A 16430-nucleotide genomic window follows, 5' to 3' on the forward strand; every position below is an offset into this window, starting at 1 on the left:
CGGACTGGAGGCTCGGTGCCGGTGGCGAGCCGGGCCTCCCGTCCGGTGGGTGGTCGGGTCAGCCGTGCGCCGCTGCGCCCGCGGAGGCGGGCTGGTACGCGGCGTCGAGCAGACCGCCGAGGTACCGCGCGATCGAGCGCGGCCCGGAGGCGGGCGCCGATTCCTCGACGGCCGGGTTGTAGTTCGTGTTCGTGTTGATGTCGTACACGACGTGGCGGCCGTCGGTCGTCTCCATGAACTCGACGCCGGCGATCGTGATGCGCTGATCGGCGAGGAAGGTGCGGAGCTGCTGGACGAGGGGATGGGTCGCGGTGACGTCTGCTCGCACTGCGAAGGCGCTCGGCCCGTCCGTCCCGGGGACGTCGCACACCGCTCCGGCGATGACCTGGGGGACCTCGCAGGCGTCGGCCGGGCAGAGCTCGAAGCTGCCGGCGCTGGTGTCGACGCGGACGGCGTAGACGAACTCGCCGCCGACGAACTCGACCCGGGTGATGAAGGGCTCGCGGGCGGTCAGGTACTCCTGCAGCAGGGTGATGCCGTCGACCGGTTCCTCGAACTCCGGGGAGTCGACGTGGGCGTCGAACTCAGCCAGCGAGTCGAAGCGGCGGACGCCGAGGCCCTTGCCGCCCTGGTTGTGCTTGGTGATGAAGGGGACGTCCTGGCCGTCGGTGAAGGTCCGAGCGGCCTGCTTGAGCGTCGTCGAGCCGAACACGGCCGTGGTGCGCGGGACGTCGAACCCGGCGCCCGCGAGCAGCCCGTGCTGGGCGACCTTGGAGACCTCGAGCTCGAGGACGTGGCTGCCGCCGACGACGGGTCGTCCGGCGCGCTCGAGCCAGCCGAGCACCGCACGGGTGTACTCCTTGCTGTGCTCGTGCCCGCGCGTGTGGGAGCTCGCCGACATCCGGGACCAGAAGACGCCCGGCTCGGGCTCGGCTCCGAGGTCGATCTGGCCCTCGGTCAGCAGGATCTCCTGGACCGGGACGCCCTCGGCCTCGAAGGCAGCGGCGAGCGGCGGGAACCACTCGGGGTTCTCGTGGATGACGTACACGCGCGGAGTGCTCACGCGTCCACCCTAGGCACGGCGGGTCGGCAGGTGCCAGGTGTGTGACGCGGTGTTGCCCGGGTGAGCTCAGCGCGTGAATACCTGCTGGCCGACGACACCGAGCAGCTCGAGCTTCTGGGCGTCCTCGCTGCCGACCGGCGCGGTGAAGAGCAGCAGGGCCTGGGTCTGGGTCGACGTGTGCAGGACCTGGCAGTCGACCGTGATCCGCCCGAGCTCCGGGTGCACGAAGGTCTTGTGGTCTTCCCAGCGGCTGGCGACCTCGTGCAGGGCCCAGAGCTGCCGGAACGGCTCGCTCTGCGCCTGCAGGTCCGCGACGAGGGCCGCTGCACGGCGATCGCCCGGCCCGGCGGCGCCGACCGCGGCACGGAGCGCGGCGACCTGCGCTCGCGCGAGCCGGTCGTGCTGCTCGGGCGCGTACTTCGCCGGCTCGGTCGTGGTCATGAACCAGCGCCACGGTTGGTAGCGCTCGTTGCCGGTCAGCCCGACGGTGCTGCCGAGCAACGCGGCACCGAGCCGGTTCTCGACGAGGGTCTCCCCCAGGTCGCTCACGACGATCGCCGGTGTGTCCTCGAGCCGGTCGAGCACGCGCAGGATCGCCGCGTCGACGTGGTCACTGCGGTGGACCCGGACCGGCGCGTTGTGGCCGGCCAGGCGGAACAGGTGGTCGCGCTCGTCGAGGGAGCAGCGCAGCGCCCGGGTGATCGCGGCCACCATCTGCTCGGAGGGCTGCGGACCCCGCTGCTGTTCCAGGCGCGTGTAGTAGTCGACGGACATCCCCGCCAATGCGGCCACTTCCTCGCGGCGCAGCCCGGGCGTGCGACGCCGCGCGCCGGCACCGAGCCCGACGTTCTCCGGGCGCAGGAGCTCACGGCGACGGCGGAGGAAGTCGGCGAGCGCTGGGCGGTCCATGCCGACCAGTCTGCTGCGACCCGCGCGCCGGTGCCAGGGACCGACGGTCCCCCGATGTGCGGGCTCTGGATGCGCCGCGATCGCCGGAGCATCGTGGTCGGCATGGACATCACGAACTCGACCGTCTTCATCTCCGGCGCGACCTCGGGCATCGGCCTGGGTCTCGCCCTCCGCCTGCAGCAGGCCGGCAGCACCGTCGTCATCGGTGGGCGCCGTCAGTCGCTGCTGAACTCCCTGGCTGCCGAGCACGGCTTCGGCACCGTGCAGATCGACGTCGACGACCCGGCGTCGATCACCGCCGCGGCAGCCTCGGTCATCGAGACGCACCCCGCGCTCGACACCCTGGTCACGATGTCGGGGATCATGCGCCAGGAGGACCTGCGGTCGTCGGCGCACCTGGCGGATGCCGAAGCCACCGTCACGACGAACTTCCTGGGGACCGTCCGGCTCGTCGACGCGTTCCTGCCGCACCTGCTGACGCAGCAGGCATCCACCGTGATGACGGTCTCGTCCGGGCTCGCCTTCACACCCCTGACCCCGACACCGACCTACAGCGCGATGAAGGCCGCCGTGCACTCGTACACGCTGTCCCTGCGGCAGCAGCTCGTCGGCTCGCCGGTCTCGGTGCTCGAGCTCGTGCCCCCGGCGGTCGCGACCGACCTGCAGGGCGCGGGCGTGGACTTCGGCGGGATGCCGCTCGACGACTTCCTGACCGAGGTCGTGGCCCTGCTGCAGGCCGGGGCGTCGCCGGAGGTTCTGGTGCAGAACGTGCTGCCGCTGCGGTGGTCGGAGCGCGACGGGACGCAGCAGCAGCTGATCGAGCGGCTCGCGTCGCACTGAGGGAGGTGCGGCGCGGCGGCGCAGCGGCGGCGCGGCGCGGCGCGGCGGGCGCGTTCGTGCGGGGGTGATCGCGTGGTGCGAGGTTGTTTCCTCGCACCACGCCGTCACCGTCGCACGGACCGCGAAGCTCGCACGGTGCGGCCTGGGGCGGGCAGCGACGCTCGCACGGTGCTACATGGGACGAGTGATCGCGTGGTGCGAGGTTGTTTCCTCGCACCACGCCGTCACCGTCGCACGGACCGCGAAGCTCGCACGGTGCGGCGTGGGGCGGGCTAGTCCGCGGCGGCGAGCACCGTGCGCCCGAGCCGCACGAAGTCGTCGACACCGAGTTCCTCGCCCCGGGCCGTCGGCGCGATGCCGGACGCCTCGAGCACCTGGGACGCGTGCGCGCTGCCGCCGAGGACGCCGGAGAGCGCCTGGCGGAGCATCTTCCGTCGCTGCTGGAACGCCGCGTCGACGAGCGCGAACACCTGGGCCCGCAGTGCCTCGTCGCCCGGCGGGTCGTGCCGCACGAACCCGACCAGCACGCTGTCGACGTTCGGCACCGGCCAGAAGACCTGGCGGCTCACCTGCCCGGCGATGCGCCATGCGCCGTACCACGCCGCCTTGACGCTCGGCGAGCCGTAGACCTTGCTGCCCGGATCGGCGGCGAGCCGGTACCCGACCTCGGCCTGCACCATCACGAGCGACCGTTCGATCGACGGGAACATCGCGAGCAGGTGCAGGAGCACCGGCACGGAGATGTTGTACGGGAGGTTCGCGACGAGGTGCGTCGGCGCCGACGGCAGGTCGCCCGGACCGATCGTCATCGCGTCCTGGTGCACGACCGTCAACTGCGCGGACGGCTGCATCGCGGCGACGGTGGTCGGGAGCTGTGCCGCGAGTCGGGCGTCGATCTCGACCGCGGTGACGGGCGCGCCGGTCTCCGTCAGCCCGAGCGTCAGCGACCCGAGGCCCGGCCCGACCTCGAGCACGGCGGAGTCAGCCGTGACCCCACCGGCTGCGACGATGCGCCGCACGGTGTTGGCGTCGTGCACGAAGTTCTGGCCGAGCTTCTTGGTGGGCGTGACGTCGAGCTGCGACGCCAGGTCGCGGATCTCGGCCGGGCCGAGCAGTGCGCTCACTGTTCGACCGTGATCGGTTCGGCGTCCCACGCGCCGTAGACCAGCTCGGTGTTCGAGGCGATCTGCGCCGCGAGCATCGACGCGTCGGTGCCGATGGTCTCGGCCATCGACCGGAGGGTGAGCGGGATCAGGTACGGCGCGTTCGGCCGGCCGCGGAACGGTGTCGGCGTCAGGTAGGGCGCGTCCGTCTCGACCATGATCAGGTGCCGCGGGGCGGTGATCAGGGCGTCCCGCAGCGACTGCGCGTTGCTGAACGTGACGGTGCCGGCGAACGACATGTACCACCCGCGCTCGGCGCACAGCCGTGCGAGGTCACGACCACCGGAGAAGCAGTGGAACACGGTCTTCTCCGGAGCACCCACGCGGTCGAGCACCTGCACGACCGCGTCGTGGGCGTCGCGGTCGTGGATGGTCAGCGCGAGGTCGTGCTCCTTCGCGATGCGGATGTGCGCTTCGAAGGAACGGATCTGGGCGTCGCGGCCGTCCTCGCCCGTGCGGAAGAAGTCGAGCCCGGTCTCACCGATCGCCCGGACGCGGGGCAGTGCCGCGAGCGACTCGATACCGGCGAGGTGCTCGTCGAGCAGCCCCTTCGCGTCGAGCTCGGGCGCCTCGTTCGGGTGCAGCGCGACGGCCGCCAACACGCGGGGTTCCCGTGCGGCGATCTCGGCGGACCACTGCGAGGTCGCCAGGTCGGTGCCGACCTGCACGACGCCCCGGACGCCGACGCTGGACGCCCGGTCGAGATGCTCGCGCCAGTCCAGCGCCCCCTCGGGCCCGCCGTCGGCGATCTCCATGTGCGTGTGGTTGTCGTAGACGGGGACGACGAGCGCCTGCGGCAGCGGCGGGTAGCTCACGTCGCGCGTGGCGCCGTCGCTCCGGTCGCCCCGGCTCCGCAGGTGCGCGTCGGTCATGCCGCGCCCTGCTCGGCCTGCTCGATGCGCGGGAAGAGCCCGGACTCGAGCTGGGTGACCCGGTCGGCCCCCTGCCACTCCCAGGCGCGATCGACCCGCTGCTCGGCGATGGAGCCGCCCGCACCGATCGCCGCCCAGAGCTTCTCGGTGGCCTTCGGCATGACCGGGGACACCAGCACCGCGACGGTGCCGAGGCCGCGCAACGCGGTCGCCAGGACCGTGCCCAGGCGCTCGCGCTGGGCGTCGTCCTTCGCCAGCGCCCACGGCTGCTGCTCGGTGATGTACCCGTTCAGGGCGTCCACGAGTTCCCACGTGGTGACGATCGCGTCCTGCGGGGCGAAGGCGGCGATCGCTGCGTCGGCGCGCTCCGTGACGCTCTGCGCCAGGTCGTCGATCGCCCGGTCGGAGGCCGACAGCTCGCCACGCGCGGGGACAGCACCGTCGAAGTACTTCTGGATCATCGCGAGCAGACGCGAGGCCAGGTTGCCGAACCCGTTGGCGAGCTCGGCCTGGTAGCGCGCCGAGATGTCTTCCCACGAGAAGTTGCCGTCCTGCCCGAAGGTGATGGCGCGCAGGAAGTAGTACCGGAACGCGTCGGAGCCGAACGTGTCGGTGATCTCGGACGGCGCGATGCCGGTGAGCTTCGACTTGGACATCTTCTCGCCGCCGACGAGCAGCCAGCCGTGGCCGAACACCCGCTCGGGGACCGGCAGCCCGGCGGCCATCAGCATCGCCGGCCAGATCACGGCGTGGAACCGGGCGATGTCCTTGCCGACGACGTGCACGCTGGGCCAGAGCCGACGGAAGGCCTCGTCGTCGTCGCTGCCGTAGCCGAGCGCCGTGACGTAATTGAGCAGCGCGTCGAACCACACGTAGAGCACGTGGTCGTGGTCCCACGGGATCGTGATGCCCCAGTCGAAGCTCGACCGCGAGATCGACAGGTCACGCAGGCCCTGTCTGACGAAGGAGATGATCTCGTTGCGGACGCTGTCCGGCTGGATGAACGACGGGTTCGACTCGTACAGGTCGAGCAACCGCTGCTCGAAGTCGGACATCCGGAAGAAGTAGTTGCGCTCGGACAGGACCTCGACCGGGATCGAGTGGATGGCACAGACCTGCTGGCCCTCGTAGGCGCCGGTGCCGGGGACCAGGTCGCTCGGCTGCTTGTACTCCTCGCAGCCCACGCAGTAGAAGCCCTCGAACTCGCCGGCGTAGATGTAGCCGTCGTCGTACAGCTTCTGCAGGAAGGCCGTCACCCCGCGCTCGTGCCGTTCGTCGGTGGTGCGGATGAAGTCGTCGTTGGCGACGTCCACCGTGCCGAGCAGGGGCTTCCAGGCGTCGGTGACCAGGCGGTCGGCCCACTCCTGCGGGGAGACGTCGTTCGCCGACGCGGTGCGCAGGATCTTCTGACCGTGCTCGTCCGTGCCCGTGAGGAGCCAGGTGTCGTCACCGCGCTGACGGTGCCAGCGCGCGAGGACGTCCGCGGCGACCTCGGTGTAGGCGTGCCCGATGTGGGGCACGTCGTTCACGTAGAAGATCGGCGTGGTGATGCTGAACGAGGACCCGTCGGACATGCGGACCATCCTACGGGCGCACCGTCCCTCGATGACGCGACCTGCGGTGGCCTGTGGATAAGTCGGACGGGAGGCCCGTGGCGGGCGTGCACCGGGCCTCCAGTCCGGTGTGTGGTCGGCTCAGCGCGCTGCGAGCGCGCCCTCGTACAGGTCCCGCTTGGACAGCCCCGTCGCGTCCGCGACGGCCGCCGACGCCTCTTTCATGCGGGTGCCGGCGGCGACCCGTTCCAGCACGAGTCGGACGCCGTCCTCGAGCGAGACCTCGTCGACCGACCCCGAGGCCCCCGCGACGACGATGCAGATCTCGCCCTTGACCCCGTCGGCCGCCCACTCGGCGAGCGACGCCAGCGAGTCGCGCTTGACCTCTTCGTAGAGCTTCGTGAGCTCGCGGCACACCGCTGCCCGGCGCGACGCGCCGAACCCGGCGGCCATGTCGGTCAGCGTGTCCGCGAGCCGGTGTGGCGACTCGAAGAACACCATCGTCCGCTGCTCGCCGGCGAGCGCCTCGAAGACCCGGCGGCGCTCCCCCGCCTTGCGCGTCGGGAAGCCCTCGAAGGTGAACCGGTCGGTCGGCAGGCCGGACACGGCGAGGGCCATGAGCACGGCGGACGGACCCGGCAGGGCGGTGACGGTCACCCCGGCTGCCGCAGCGGCCTCGACCAACGGGAACCCAGGGTCGCTGATCGCCGGCATGCCCGCGTCGGTCAGGACCACGACGTCCTGGTCCCGCGCGAGTTCGACGACCTCGGCCGCCTTGGCTCGCTCGTTGTGCTCGTGCAGCGCGATGAGCCGCGGGCGGTTCTCGATCCCCAGCGCGCGCATCAGGTGGATGGCGGTCCTGGTGTCCTCCGCTGCCACGACGGTCGCGTTGGACAGGGTCTCGACGAGTCGGCGCGACGCGTCGCCGAGGTTGCCGATGGGGGTTGCTGCGAGGACGATCACGTCCCCATTGTGGTCGCAGCCAGTGCATGCGTGACATCCGTAGGATGCTGCGGATGACCACGGACCTCGCCGAGACGCTCGACACCGTGCCCGCTGTGCCCCGCGGGTCGCGTCTCGACGACTGGTGGGCCCGGTTCCTGTCGGTGTCGTGGCGCTTCGCCGCCTGGCGCTGGGGCGGTCCGATCGCGGTCACGGTGCTCGGCGCCCTGCTGCGCCTGGTCGACCTGGGCCGGCCGCACTCGCTCGTGTTCGACGAGACCTACTACGTCAAGGACGGGTGGTCCATCGTCCACCTGGGCTACGAGGGCACCTGGCCGGCGAACCCCTCGGACGACTCGTCCCCGACCACCGACCAGCGGTTCGCCGACGGGCAGACCGCGATCTTCTCGAGCGCGGCGGAGTTCATCGCGCACCCGCCGCTCGGCAAGTACCTCATCGGCCTCGGCATGCTGCTGTTCGGCCCGGACAACGCCTTCGGCTGGCGCTTCGCGGTCGCGGTGCTCGGCATCGCGACGGTGTTCCTGGTCGCGGTGATCGCGCGGTCGCTGTTCCGGTCGACGCTGGTCGGCACGCTCGCGGGCGGGTTCATGGCGATCGACGGCCAGGCCATCGTGATGTCCCGCGTGACGCTGCTGGACGGCATCGTCACCTTCTTCGTGCTGCTCGGGTTCGGGGCGCTGCTGCTCGACCGACGGCGGACGACCCGGCAGCTGGACGCCTGGGTCGCCGCCCGAGCCGCCGCTGGTCGGGCGACGCTGTGGGGCCCCGTGCTGTGGTGGCGGCCGTGGCTGCTCGCGATGGGCCTCGCGATGGGCCTCGCCACCAGCACGAAGTGGACCGGGATGTACTTCCTCGCGTTCTTCGCCGTGTACGCGGTGCTGAGCGACATGATGCTGCGGCGGCGCGCGGGCATCGAGTTCTGGTCATCGAGTGCCGTCCTGCAGCAGGCCCCGGTCACCTTCCTGCTCACGGTCCCGGTCGCGGCCGTGACCTACCTGGCGTCGTGGACCGGCTGGTTCGTCTCGAAGGACGGCTGGGACCGCGACTGGATCGCCTCGGGCGGGCAACGTTGGACTGGTCTGCTGGCCTGGGTTCCGGACAGCCTGCAGAACTGGTGGCACTACCAGTCCGAGATCTACGGCTTCAACATCGGCCTGCACACGCCGCACTCGTACCAGGCGAACCCGCTGCTCTGGCTCCTGATGCAGCGCCCGACGTCGATGTACTACGTCGGCACCGAGGCCGGGCAGGACGGCTGCACGGTCGACCGCTGCGGCGCGGCGATCACCGGCATCGCGAACCCGTTCATCTGGTACCCGGCCGTGGCCGCCGTGGTGGCGCTGCTGGTGCTCTTCATCACCCGGCGCAAGTGGGAGTACGGCTTCGTCGTGATGGGCGTCGCGGCGGGCTACCTGCCGTGGCTGCTCTACGTCGACCGCACGGTCTTCCAGTTCTACACGGTGGCCTTCGAGCCCTACATGGTGATGGCGTTGGCGGCTGCCGTGGGGCTGCTGCTCGGCTCACGCGAGGACCCACGACCCCGCCGGACGCTGGCGATCGTGTGGATCGGTGTGTACCTGCTCGTGGTCGTGCTGGCCTCGGCGTACTGGTACCCGATGTGGTCGGCGATGCAGGTGCCGTGGGACTTCATCCGGTCGCACTACTGGCTGCCGAGCTGGCTGTAGCGAGCGCCCGTCCGGCGGTTCCGGACTGGAGGCCCGGTGCCGGTCCGCATCGCACCGTCCGGTCCGGCGCGGGTCAGGACTGGCCGCCGCGGGTCAGGACTGGCTGTGCAGCGCCCGTTCGATCGACTCGCGGTCGAGCGGCGACCCCGGCATCGGCTGGGCGGCATCGGCCCCGGCCGGCGGCAGGACGCCGTCGATGAGGACCTGCGCGTAGCGACGCCAAGCGTCGGGGTCGTGGGCCCGGGTAGCGTCGGCGACAGCCCCGATCATCGTCGTGAGCATCGGGAGGTCGCGGTAGTCGAAGCCCTCGCGCACCACGCCCGCGTCGCGCGCCCGGCCGATGATCGTGCTGACCTGGCGCTCGAGGCGGTCACGTTCGTGCACGATCGACGGACGGGCCTTGCCCGCGCGGACGATGGCGTCAGCCAGGGCGCGGTCGCGGGCACGGAACTCGAAGACGCCCATCAGGTACAGGCGGAGGGACTCCCGCGGGTCGATCTCTTCGGCAGCGCGTTCGGCAGCGCCGTTCATGGCGTCGAACTTCGTCGCCAGCAGCGCTTCGATGAGCGAGTCCTTGTCGGCGAACCGGCGGTACACCGTGCCGACGCCGACCCCGGCTTCGTGCGCGATGTCGTTGAGGGTGACGGACAGGCCGCGTTCGGCGAAGCACTTGCGCGCGGTCTGCAGGATCAGTTCACGGTTCCGCGCCGCATCCGCGCGGAGCGGCCGGTCGAGGTCCGCGTGCTGGTCGGTGGTGCTCACGACGACGAACCTAATTGAACTTTCTGGGAACAAGCGGATGCGCCTGCTCCGTTTGGGTCTACAGTAGCTCCAAGCGGATGCCCTGCATCCGCTTCCTCAACTCCCCGGAACGCCCGACGGCGCGTGTTCCTCCCTCCACTCGAATCCCCAGGAGGCTGCCGTGACGGCAGAACAGACTTCACCCGCCAGGACCGTTCCTGCACCCGCCGCCGCACCGGGCGGGCGGAAGGAACACCGCTGGATCGCGCTGGCGGTCATCGCCCTCGCACAGCTGATGGTCGTGCTCGACGCCACCATCGTCAACATCGCGCTCCCGTCCGCCCAGGCCGACCTCGGCTTCGGCACGGACCAGCGGCAGTGGATCGTCACCGCGTACTCGCTGGCGTTCGGCTCGCTCCTGCTGCTCGGCGGTCGCCTCGGTGACCTCTTCGGCCGCAAGAACACCTTCATCATCGGGCTGGTCGGCTTCGCCGTGGCCTCGGTGCTGGGCGGCCTCGCCGACAGCTTCGGGCTGCTCGTCGCCGCGCGTGCGCTGCAGGGCGTCTTCGGTGCACTCCTCGCACCGTCGGCACTCGGCATGCTCACGACGACCTTCCGCGACCCGAAGGAGCGCGGCCGCGCGTTCGGCATCTTCGGCTCGATCGCCGGTTCCGGTGCCGCCATCGGTCTGCTGCTCGGCGGCGTCCTGACCGAGTACGCCTCGTGGCGCTGGTGCCTCTACGTCAACGTCGTCTTCGCGATCCTCGGTGTCATCGGCGCCCTGGTCTTCATGGCCAAGCCGCCGAAGGTCGACCGCCCCCGCATCGACGTCGCCGGCGTGCTGACGATCACCGCCGGCCTGGTCGGTGTCGTGTACGGATTCTCCAACGCCGAGACCAACGGCTGGGACGACCCCTGGACCATCGGCATGCTCGCCGCCGGTGTCGTGCTGATCGCGGCGTTCGTGGTCATCGAGACCCGCGTCGCTCACCCGCTGCTCCCCCTGCGCGTCGTGCTCGACCGCGACCGCGGCGGCTCGTTCATCGCGATCGGCCTGGTCGCGATCGGCATGTTCGGCATCTTCCTGTTCCTGACCTACTACCTCGAGCAGACGCTGGGCTTCTCGTCGCTGCAGACCGGTCTGGCGTTCCTGCCCATGCCGCTGTCGATCATGGTGTCGGCCACGCAGATCGGTGGCCGCCTGCTGCCCCGCGTCGGTCCGAAGGTCCTGATCTTCGCCGGTGGTCTGGTCGCGGCGACCGGGCTCCTGCTGCTGCTCCGCACCGACCTCGACAGCTCCTACGCCGGCACGGTCCTGCCGGCGCTGATCGTCATCGGTCTCGGCATGGGCACGATCTTCTCGTCGGCGATGAACACCGCCACCACCGGTGTCGCCCGCGCCGATGCCGGTGTGGCGTCCGCGACGGTGAACACCATGCAGCAGATCGGCGGCTCGATCGGGACGGCACTGCTGTCGACGATCTTCGCGGACGTCGTGAAGAACAGCCTGTCGGGCCTGACGGCGGCGCCGACCAAGCTCCAGCAGGCCCAGGCGACACTCGACGGGTACCACGTCGCGTTCGCGATCTCGGCCGGGGTGCTCGTGATCGTCGCGATCGCCAGCGGGCTCCTGATCAACCGTCAGTCCGTCCGACTCCAGAAGCTCGAGCACCTCGCGGCGAACGCGACGGGCAGCATCCCGGCCGCGGCGCACTGACGTGGCACCTGCCTCGCGCTGACGCCGGATGACGTGGCCGCCGCCGCACTCGAACTCCGAACGACGGGGTCGTTGTCGAACGACAGCGACCCCGTCGTTGTGCGTCGGCCAGCACCGTCGTCGTGCGTCGTCCAGCACCGTCGTCGTGCGTCGTCCAGCGCCCCGTGGCCGAACGCCCTTCGGTCCGGTGCCCTCCACCCGACGCTGGATTGCGCACTGTTGCGGTTCCCGTGTCTCCCGTCAGGGGTGCGCATTATGGTCAGGGTCATGTCCTCCGTCCTGACCTCGCCGCTCGTGTCGACGCAGTGGCTCGCCGACCACCTGGGTGCCGACGAGCTCGTCGTGCTCGACGCGTCGGTGCACACGTCGGGCACGGGTCGCGGCACGACCTGGCAGACAGCCCGTGACAGCTACGAACAGCACGGTCACGTCCCCGGTGCCCGCTACGCCGACCTGGCGCGCGACTTCTCGACGCCCGGGGCCGACCTGCCCTTCACCCGGCCCGACGCCGAGCAGTTCGAGCTCGCGGTCCGGGCGCTCGGCATCACCAACGCGTCGACCGTCGTGGTCTACGACGACAGTGTCGGCGAGTGGTCCGCGCGCCTGTGGTGGATCTTCCGGGCGTTCGGCTTCGACGACGTCGCGGTGCTGGACGGCGGATTCGTGAAGTGGCGCGACGAGGGCCGCCCCGTCCGGATCGGCGCCCTGCGGACCGCCGCTGCGCGGCATCCCGAGACCGACGTGTTCCTGGCCGGTGAAGAACGGCCGCTCTGGGCCGATCGCGCCCGGGTCGAACGAGCCGTCGACGGCACGCAACCGGCGGCACTCGTGCTGGCTGCCGACGACACCACCCTGGGCACGGAGCACCCGCCCGTCGTGCCCGGAACCACCCCGATCACCCTGCACCGGGTCATCGACCAAGACTCCAATGCGCTCCGTCGTCCCGCGGCACTCCGCGACGTGTTCGCACCCGTCCTCGGGTCCGACGAGATCGTGACGTACTGCGGCGTGGGCAGCGCCGCGTGCGTCGACGCCCTCGCGCTGACCGTGCTGGGCCACGACCACGTGCAGGTCTACGACGGGTCCCTCGCGGACTGGTGGCGCTGGGACCTCGAGCCCATCGCTTCCTGAAGCCGGCGGTTCCCGACGCCGCGCAGTCGCCGAGACGCCGCGCGGTCACCGAAACGCCGCGCGGTCACCGAGACGCCGCGCTGTACGGCGGCGCCACAGCACAATGGCAGCGTCTCGGCGTCTCGGCGTCTCGGCGTCTCGGCGTCTCGGCGTCTCGACGTCTCGGCGTCTCAACGTCTCGGCGTCTCGGCGTCTCGGCGTCTGGGCGTCTGGGCGTCTCGACGCTCCTCCACCGCATCCGCCCACGGAGGCCCGCCCATCACGCCGGCACTAGCGTTGCCCCATGAGCACCAAGCGCGCGGTCGTCCTCGGCGGTACCGGCGGCATCGGCTCTGCCGTCGTCCGGGAACTGCTCGACAGCTCGGGCCGCGGCGGTGACGACTGGTCGGTCGACGTCCTCGCCCGACGCGGCGGCAAGGTCGCCGACTCCCTCACCGCGGCCGGGGCGACCTTCACCGCGGGCGACCGCCGCGACACCCAGGTCCTCCGCGACCTGCTGCGCCCCGGCGCCGACCTGCTCGTCGACACCGTCGGCGCCACCCGCGACGACGCCGCACAGCTCCTGCCGTACCTGGGGGACATCGGGTCCACCGTGTTCCTGTCGTCCAAGGCCGTGTACGTCGACGAGCAGGGCCGCCACGCGAACTCCGTCGACAAGCCCGTCTTCCCCGGGGCGGTCAGCGAGATCCAGCCGACCGTCACGCCGGCCGACGCCGACCCGACCAGCCGCGACGGGTACGGGGCCGCGAAGGTCGCCGCCGAACAGCTGCTGCTCGACCACGGTGCGCCGGTGACCGTCCTCCGCCCGTCGAAGGTCCACGGCCCCGGCATCGGCCGCCCGCGCGAGTGGTTCGTCGTCCGCCGCGCGCTCGACGGCCGCGACCGTGTCCTGCTCGCCGACCACGGCCGCGGCGTCGACCACACCACGGCCGCCAGCGGGATCGGCTCGCTCGTCCGCCTGGTCGCCGGCGTCCCGGACCGGCGGATCCTCAACGTGGCGGACGAGACGGCACTGACCGCGCTCGAGATCGTGCGGACGGTCGCAGCGCACCTGGACCACCGCTTCGACGAGGTCCTGCTCGACGCCGACGCCCCGGCCTTCGTCGGCCTGACGCCGTGGTCGTCGCCGACGCCCGTCGTGCTCGACACGACGGCAGCGCGGGCCCTCGGGTGGGAACCGCCCCGCTACGCCGACGCCGTCCGTCCGGAGCTCGACTGGCTTGTGGAGACCGCGCGCCGCACGCCCGCCGACGGCGACGTGCCGTGGGCGTCCGACCCGTTCTGGGACCGGATGTTCGACTACGGGCCCGAGGACGCCGCCCTCGTCATGCTCTCCCTGGGGACCTGACGATGCCGCGGTCCGAGGTGCTGTTCATCGGGGGACGCTCCGGCGTCGGCAAGTCGACCGCCGCGGATGCCCTGCACGAACTGCTCGCGGCGCGGCACGTCCGGCATGCCGTCATCGAGGGCGACACTCTCGACCTGGCACACCCGGCACCCCACGTCGAGCACCCCGAGGCCCGGCTCGCGGAACGTAACCTCGCGGCGATCTGGGCGAACTACCGGGCCCTCGGGTTCCACCGGCTCGTCTACACGAACACGGTGTCGGTGCTCGAGGCCGACCGGTTGGCCGACGCGATGGGGGACGACCCGGCGGTCGTGGCGGTGTTGCTCCGCGCAGGCGACGAGCGCACGGCGCAGCGCCTGGGCCGGCGAGTCGGCGGAGCACCGCCCGCAACGCAGGTCGCGCACAGCGCACGGACCGCCGGGAGGCTCGACTCGGCTGCACCAGACCGGGTCACGCGGGTGGACACGGACGATCTGGCCCCGGCGGACGTCGCCCGTCGGCTCGCGTCGCTGACCGGGTGGCTTCCCGACTGAGCGCTGTGGAGGAGCGTGCGTTCTCCACCGACTGTGCTGCCGATCCGCCCGTCCAGCCCGGACGGGGCACGCTGGAGCCATGAACGACAACCGGCTCGGCACCGCCGTCAGCCCCTACCTCCGTCTGCACGCCGACAACCCGGTGGACTGGCGCGAATGGGGTCCTGACGCCTTCGCAGAAGCACGTGAGCGGGACGTCCCCGTCCTCGTGTCGATCGGCTACGCCACCTGCCACTGGTGCCACGTCATGGCGCGCGAGAGCTTCGCCGATCCAGGGATCGCCGAACTGCTGCGGCGCGACTTCGTTGCCGTCAAGGTCGACCGTGAAGAACGCCCCGACGTCGACGCCAGCACCATGGCTGCCGCGGCCGCGTTCACCGAACAGCTGGGCTGGCCGTTGACCGCGTTCATGACCCCGGACGCGCACGTCTTCTTCGCGGGCACGTACTTCCCGCCGACGCCGGTCGGGCAGCACCCGTCGTTCCGACAGGTCCTGGGCGCCGTGCTCGACGCCTGGCGTGATCGACGCACCGAGGTCAACGCCACCGCCAGCGCCCTCTCCGGGGCGATCCGCCAGGGTGCCGTGGACAGCACCACGGTCGGACTGCACGGCGCTGACGGGGCCGAGCCGGACCTCCCGTCCATCGCGACGATCCACGACGTGGTCGGTGCACTCGAACCGGGCGAGGACCTCGAGTACGGCGGCTTCGGCGGGGCTCCGAAGTTCCCGTCGGCGCCGTTGCTCGAGTTCCTGGCGGACGCCGGGGCCGACGGGGTGCCAGCCGGCACGGCGCTGTGCGAGCGGTCGCTCCGCGTCATCGCCGCCTCGGAGCTGACCGATCCGGACGGCGGGGTGTTCCGCTACGCGACCCGCCGGGACTGGTCCGTCCCCCACTACGAGCGCATGCTCTACGACAACGCCGGGCTCCTGGCGATCGCTCCCCAGCCCCAGGCCCGCGGCATCGCCGACTTCCTGCGCGACACCCTGCGCCGTCCCGACGGCGCCTTCGTCGCGGCACAGGACAGCGAGTCCACGATCGACGGCCGACGCGTCGAGGGCGAGTGGTACCGGCGCCCCCGGCCCGAACGAGCGCTCCTCGATCCCCCACCACTCGACGACCAGGTCCTGACCGGCTGGAACGGACTCGCCGTGCGGGGCCTGGCGATCGCGGGGGCCCGGCACGGTGACGCCGAGATGATCGCCCTGGCCCGGGCAGCAGCCGACGCGGTCATCGACGCCCACCTGCGCGACGGGCACGTCGTCGTCCGGTCGAGCACACCGCGCGGATCCTCGTCGGCACCGCCCACGATCGAGGACAGCGGCCTGTTCGCCGAGGGGCTGGTCGAGCTCGCACTCGTGACGGGTGAGCTCCGGTACGCCACGACGGCCCGTTCCCTGGTCGACGACGCACTGTCGGGACCGCTGACGGTCGACCCGGTGCTGGCGAGCGCGGGGACCGCGACGGGGGAACAGCCGCAGACCGCGCTGCGGTCGGGGACCGTCGCCCTGGCGAGCGCCGCACTGGTGATCGGCACCCTGACCGGTGATCCCGCCTACCGGTCCGCCGCCGTGACACTCGTCGCAGACCGGGCCCGCAGCGGCGTGGACCGACCGCTCGGGCACGCCGACGCGCTCGGGCTCGCCCTGGCCCTGCAGCGCCCGTCGCGCGAGGTCGTCGTCGTGGCCACCGATCCGACAGCGATGCAGACCGTCGCGATCGGCGCGCGTCACCCGGGCACCGTCGTGCTCACGGTGACGCCGGCACAGGCCTCAGCCTGGGCAGCTGCGGGGTTCACGCTGCTCGAGTCCCGCGACCGCCTCGACCCCGCCGCGTACGTGTGCCACGACCACGTGTGTGCCCTGCCCGCACGCTCTGCGGACGACCTGACGCGCCAACTCGCGAGCGCCTGA

At 71.5% G+C, this 16430-nt stretch carries 14 protein-coding genes; 7 read left to right on the forward strand and 7 right to left on the reverse strand.

Going from position 1 to position 16430, the window contains the following annotated elements:
* Positions 1-58: 58 nt before the first annotated feature.
* The gene (locus DEJ13_RS13950) at positions 59-1063 is read right to left on the reverse strand and encodes an ATP-grasp domain-containing protein (protein WP_111105805.1); all 1005 of its coding nucleotides are present in this window, start codon (positions 1061-1063) and stop codon (positions 59-61) included.
* A 66-nt stretch (positions 1064-1129) separates the two neighbouring features.
* Positions 1130-1972 (reverse strand): helix-turn-helix transcriptional regulator, encoded by an 843-nt coding sequence (locus tag DEJ13_RS13955; RefSeq protein WP_111105806.1) that lies wholly within the window; start codon positions 1970-1972, stop codon positions 1130-1132.
* 102 nt (positions 1973-2074) lie between these two features.
* Here DEJ13_RS13955 and DEJ13_RS13960 point away from each other — a divergent pair, with 102 nt between their 5' ends.
* Positions 2075-2812 carry an SDR family oxidoreductase gene (locus DEJ13_RS13960; RefSeq protein WP_111105889.1) on the forward strand — a complete coding sequence of 246 codons (738 nt, stop codon included), beginning with the start codon at positions 2075-2077 and terminating at the stop codon, positions 2810-2812.
* 272 nt (positions 2813-3084) lie between these two features.
* Here the strand turns inward: DEJ13_RS13960 and rsmA are convergent, their stop codons facing one another.
* The 4 genes from rsmA to rsmI all read right to left on the reverse strand — a co-directional run bounded on the left by rsmA (position 3085) and on the right by rsmI (position 7363).
* Positions 3085-3936 carry a 16S rRNA (adenine(1518)-N(6)/adenine(1519)-N(6))-dimethyltransferase RsmA gene (gene rsmA, locus DEJ13_RS13965; protein ID WP_111105807.1) on the reverse strand — a complete coding sequence of 284 codons (852 nt, stop codon included), beginning with the start codon at positions 3934-3936 and terminating at the stop codon, positions 3085-3087.
* Positions 3933-4847 (reverse strand): TatD family hydrolase, encoded by a 915-nt coding sequence (locus DEJ13_RS13970; protein ID WP_111105808.1) that lies wholly within the window; start codon positions 4845-4847, stop codon positions 3933-3935. The genes rsmA and DEJ13_RS13970 overlap by 4 nt, the downstream gene beginning before the upstream one ends.
* Positions 4844-6421 carry a methionine--tRNA ligase gene (metG, locus tag DEJ13_RS13975; RefSeq protein ID WP_111105890.1) on the reverse strand — a complete coding sequence of 526 codons (1578 nt, stop codon included), beginning with the start codon at positions 6419-6421 and terminating at the stop codon, positions 4844-4846. Before metG ends, DEJ13_RS13970 begins: the two co-directional genes overlap by 4 nt.
* A gap of 120 nt (positions 6422-6541) precedes the next feature.
* Positions 6542-7363, reverse strand: coding sequence for a 16S rRNA (cytidine(1402)-2'-O)-methyltransferase (rsmI, locus tag DEJ13_RS13980; RefSeq protein WP_056119699.1), 822 nt, complete (start codon positions 7361-7363; stop codon positions 6542-6544).
* Positions 7364-7416: 53 nt separating this feature from the next.
* Between rsmI and DEJ13_RS13985 the strand changes: the two genes are divergently transcribed.
* Entirely contained in the window at positions 7417-9048 is a 1632-nt protein-coding gene (locus DEJ13_RS13985; protein ID WP_111105809.1) for a dolichyl-phosphate-mannose--protein mannosyltransferase, read from the forward strand.
* Positions 9049-9141: 93 nt separating this feature from the next.
* Here the strand turns inward: DEJ13_RS13985 and DEJ13_RS13990 are convergent, their stop codons facing one another.
* Positions 9142-9810 (reverse strand): TetR/AcrR family transcriptional regulator, encoded by a 669-nt coding sequence (locus DEJ13_RS13990; protein ID WP_056119702.1) that lies wholly within the window; start codon positions 9808-9810, stop codon positions 9142-9144.
* Positions 9811-9970: 160 nt separating this feature from the next.
* Between DEJ13_RS13990 and DEJ13_RS13995 the strand changes: the two genes are divergently transcribed.
* The 5 genes from DEJ13_RS13995 to DEJ13_RS14015 all read left to right on the forward strand — a co-directional run bounded on the left by DEJ13_RS13995 (position 9971) and on the right by DEJ13_RS14015 (position 16430).
* Positions 9971-11506: an MFS transporter gene (locus tag DEJ13_RS13995; RefSeq protein ID WP_111105810.1), complete on the forward strand. Its 1536-nt coding sequence runs from the start codon at positions 9971-9973 to the stop codon at positions 11504-11506.
* A gap of 267 nt (positions 11507-11773) precedes the next feature.
* Positions 11774-12637 carry a sulfurtransferase gene (locus DEJ13_RS14000; RefSeq protein ID WP_056119708.1) on the forward strand — a complete coding sequence of 288 codons (864 nt, stop codon included), beginning with the start codon at positions 11774-11776 and terminating at the stop codon, positions 12635-12637.
* A gap of 283 nt (positions 12638-12920) precedes the next feature.
* Positions 12921-13985 (forward strand): NAD-dependent epimerase/dehydratase family protein, encoded by a 1065-nt coding sequence (locus DEJ13_RS14005; protein WP_111105811.1) that lies wholly within the window; start codon positions 12921-12923, stop codon positions 13983-13985.
* A gap of 2 nt (positions 13986-13987) precedes the next feature.
* The gene (locus DEJ13_RS14010) at positions 13988-14518 is read left to right on the forward strand and encodes a nucleoside/nucleotide kinase family protein (protein ID WP_111105812.1); all 531 of its coding nucleotides are present in this window, start codon (positions 13988-13990) and stop codon (positions 14516-14518) included.
* Positions 14519-14597: 79 nt separating this feature from the next.
* Positions 14598-16430, forward strand: coding sequence for a thioredoxin domain-containing protein (locus DEJ13_RS14015; RefSeq protein WP_111105813.1), 1833 nt, complete (start codon positions 14598-14600; stop codon positions 16428-16430).

The organism is Curtobacterium sp. MCLR17_007 (assembly GCF_003234655.2).
Lineage (GTDB): Bacteria > Actinomycetota > Actinomycetes > Actinomycetales > Microbacteriaceae > Curtobacterium.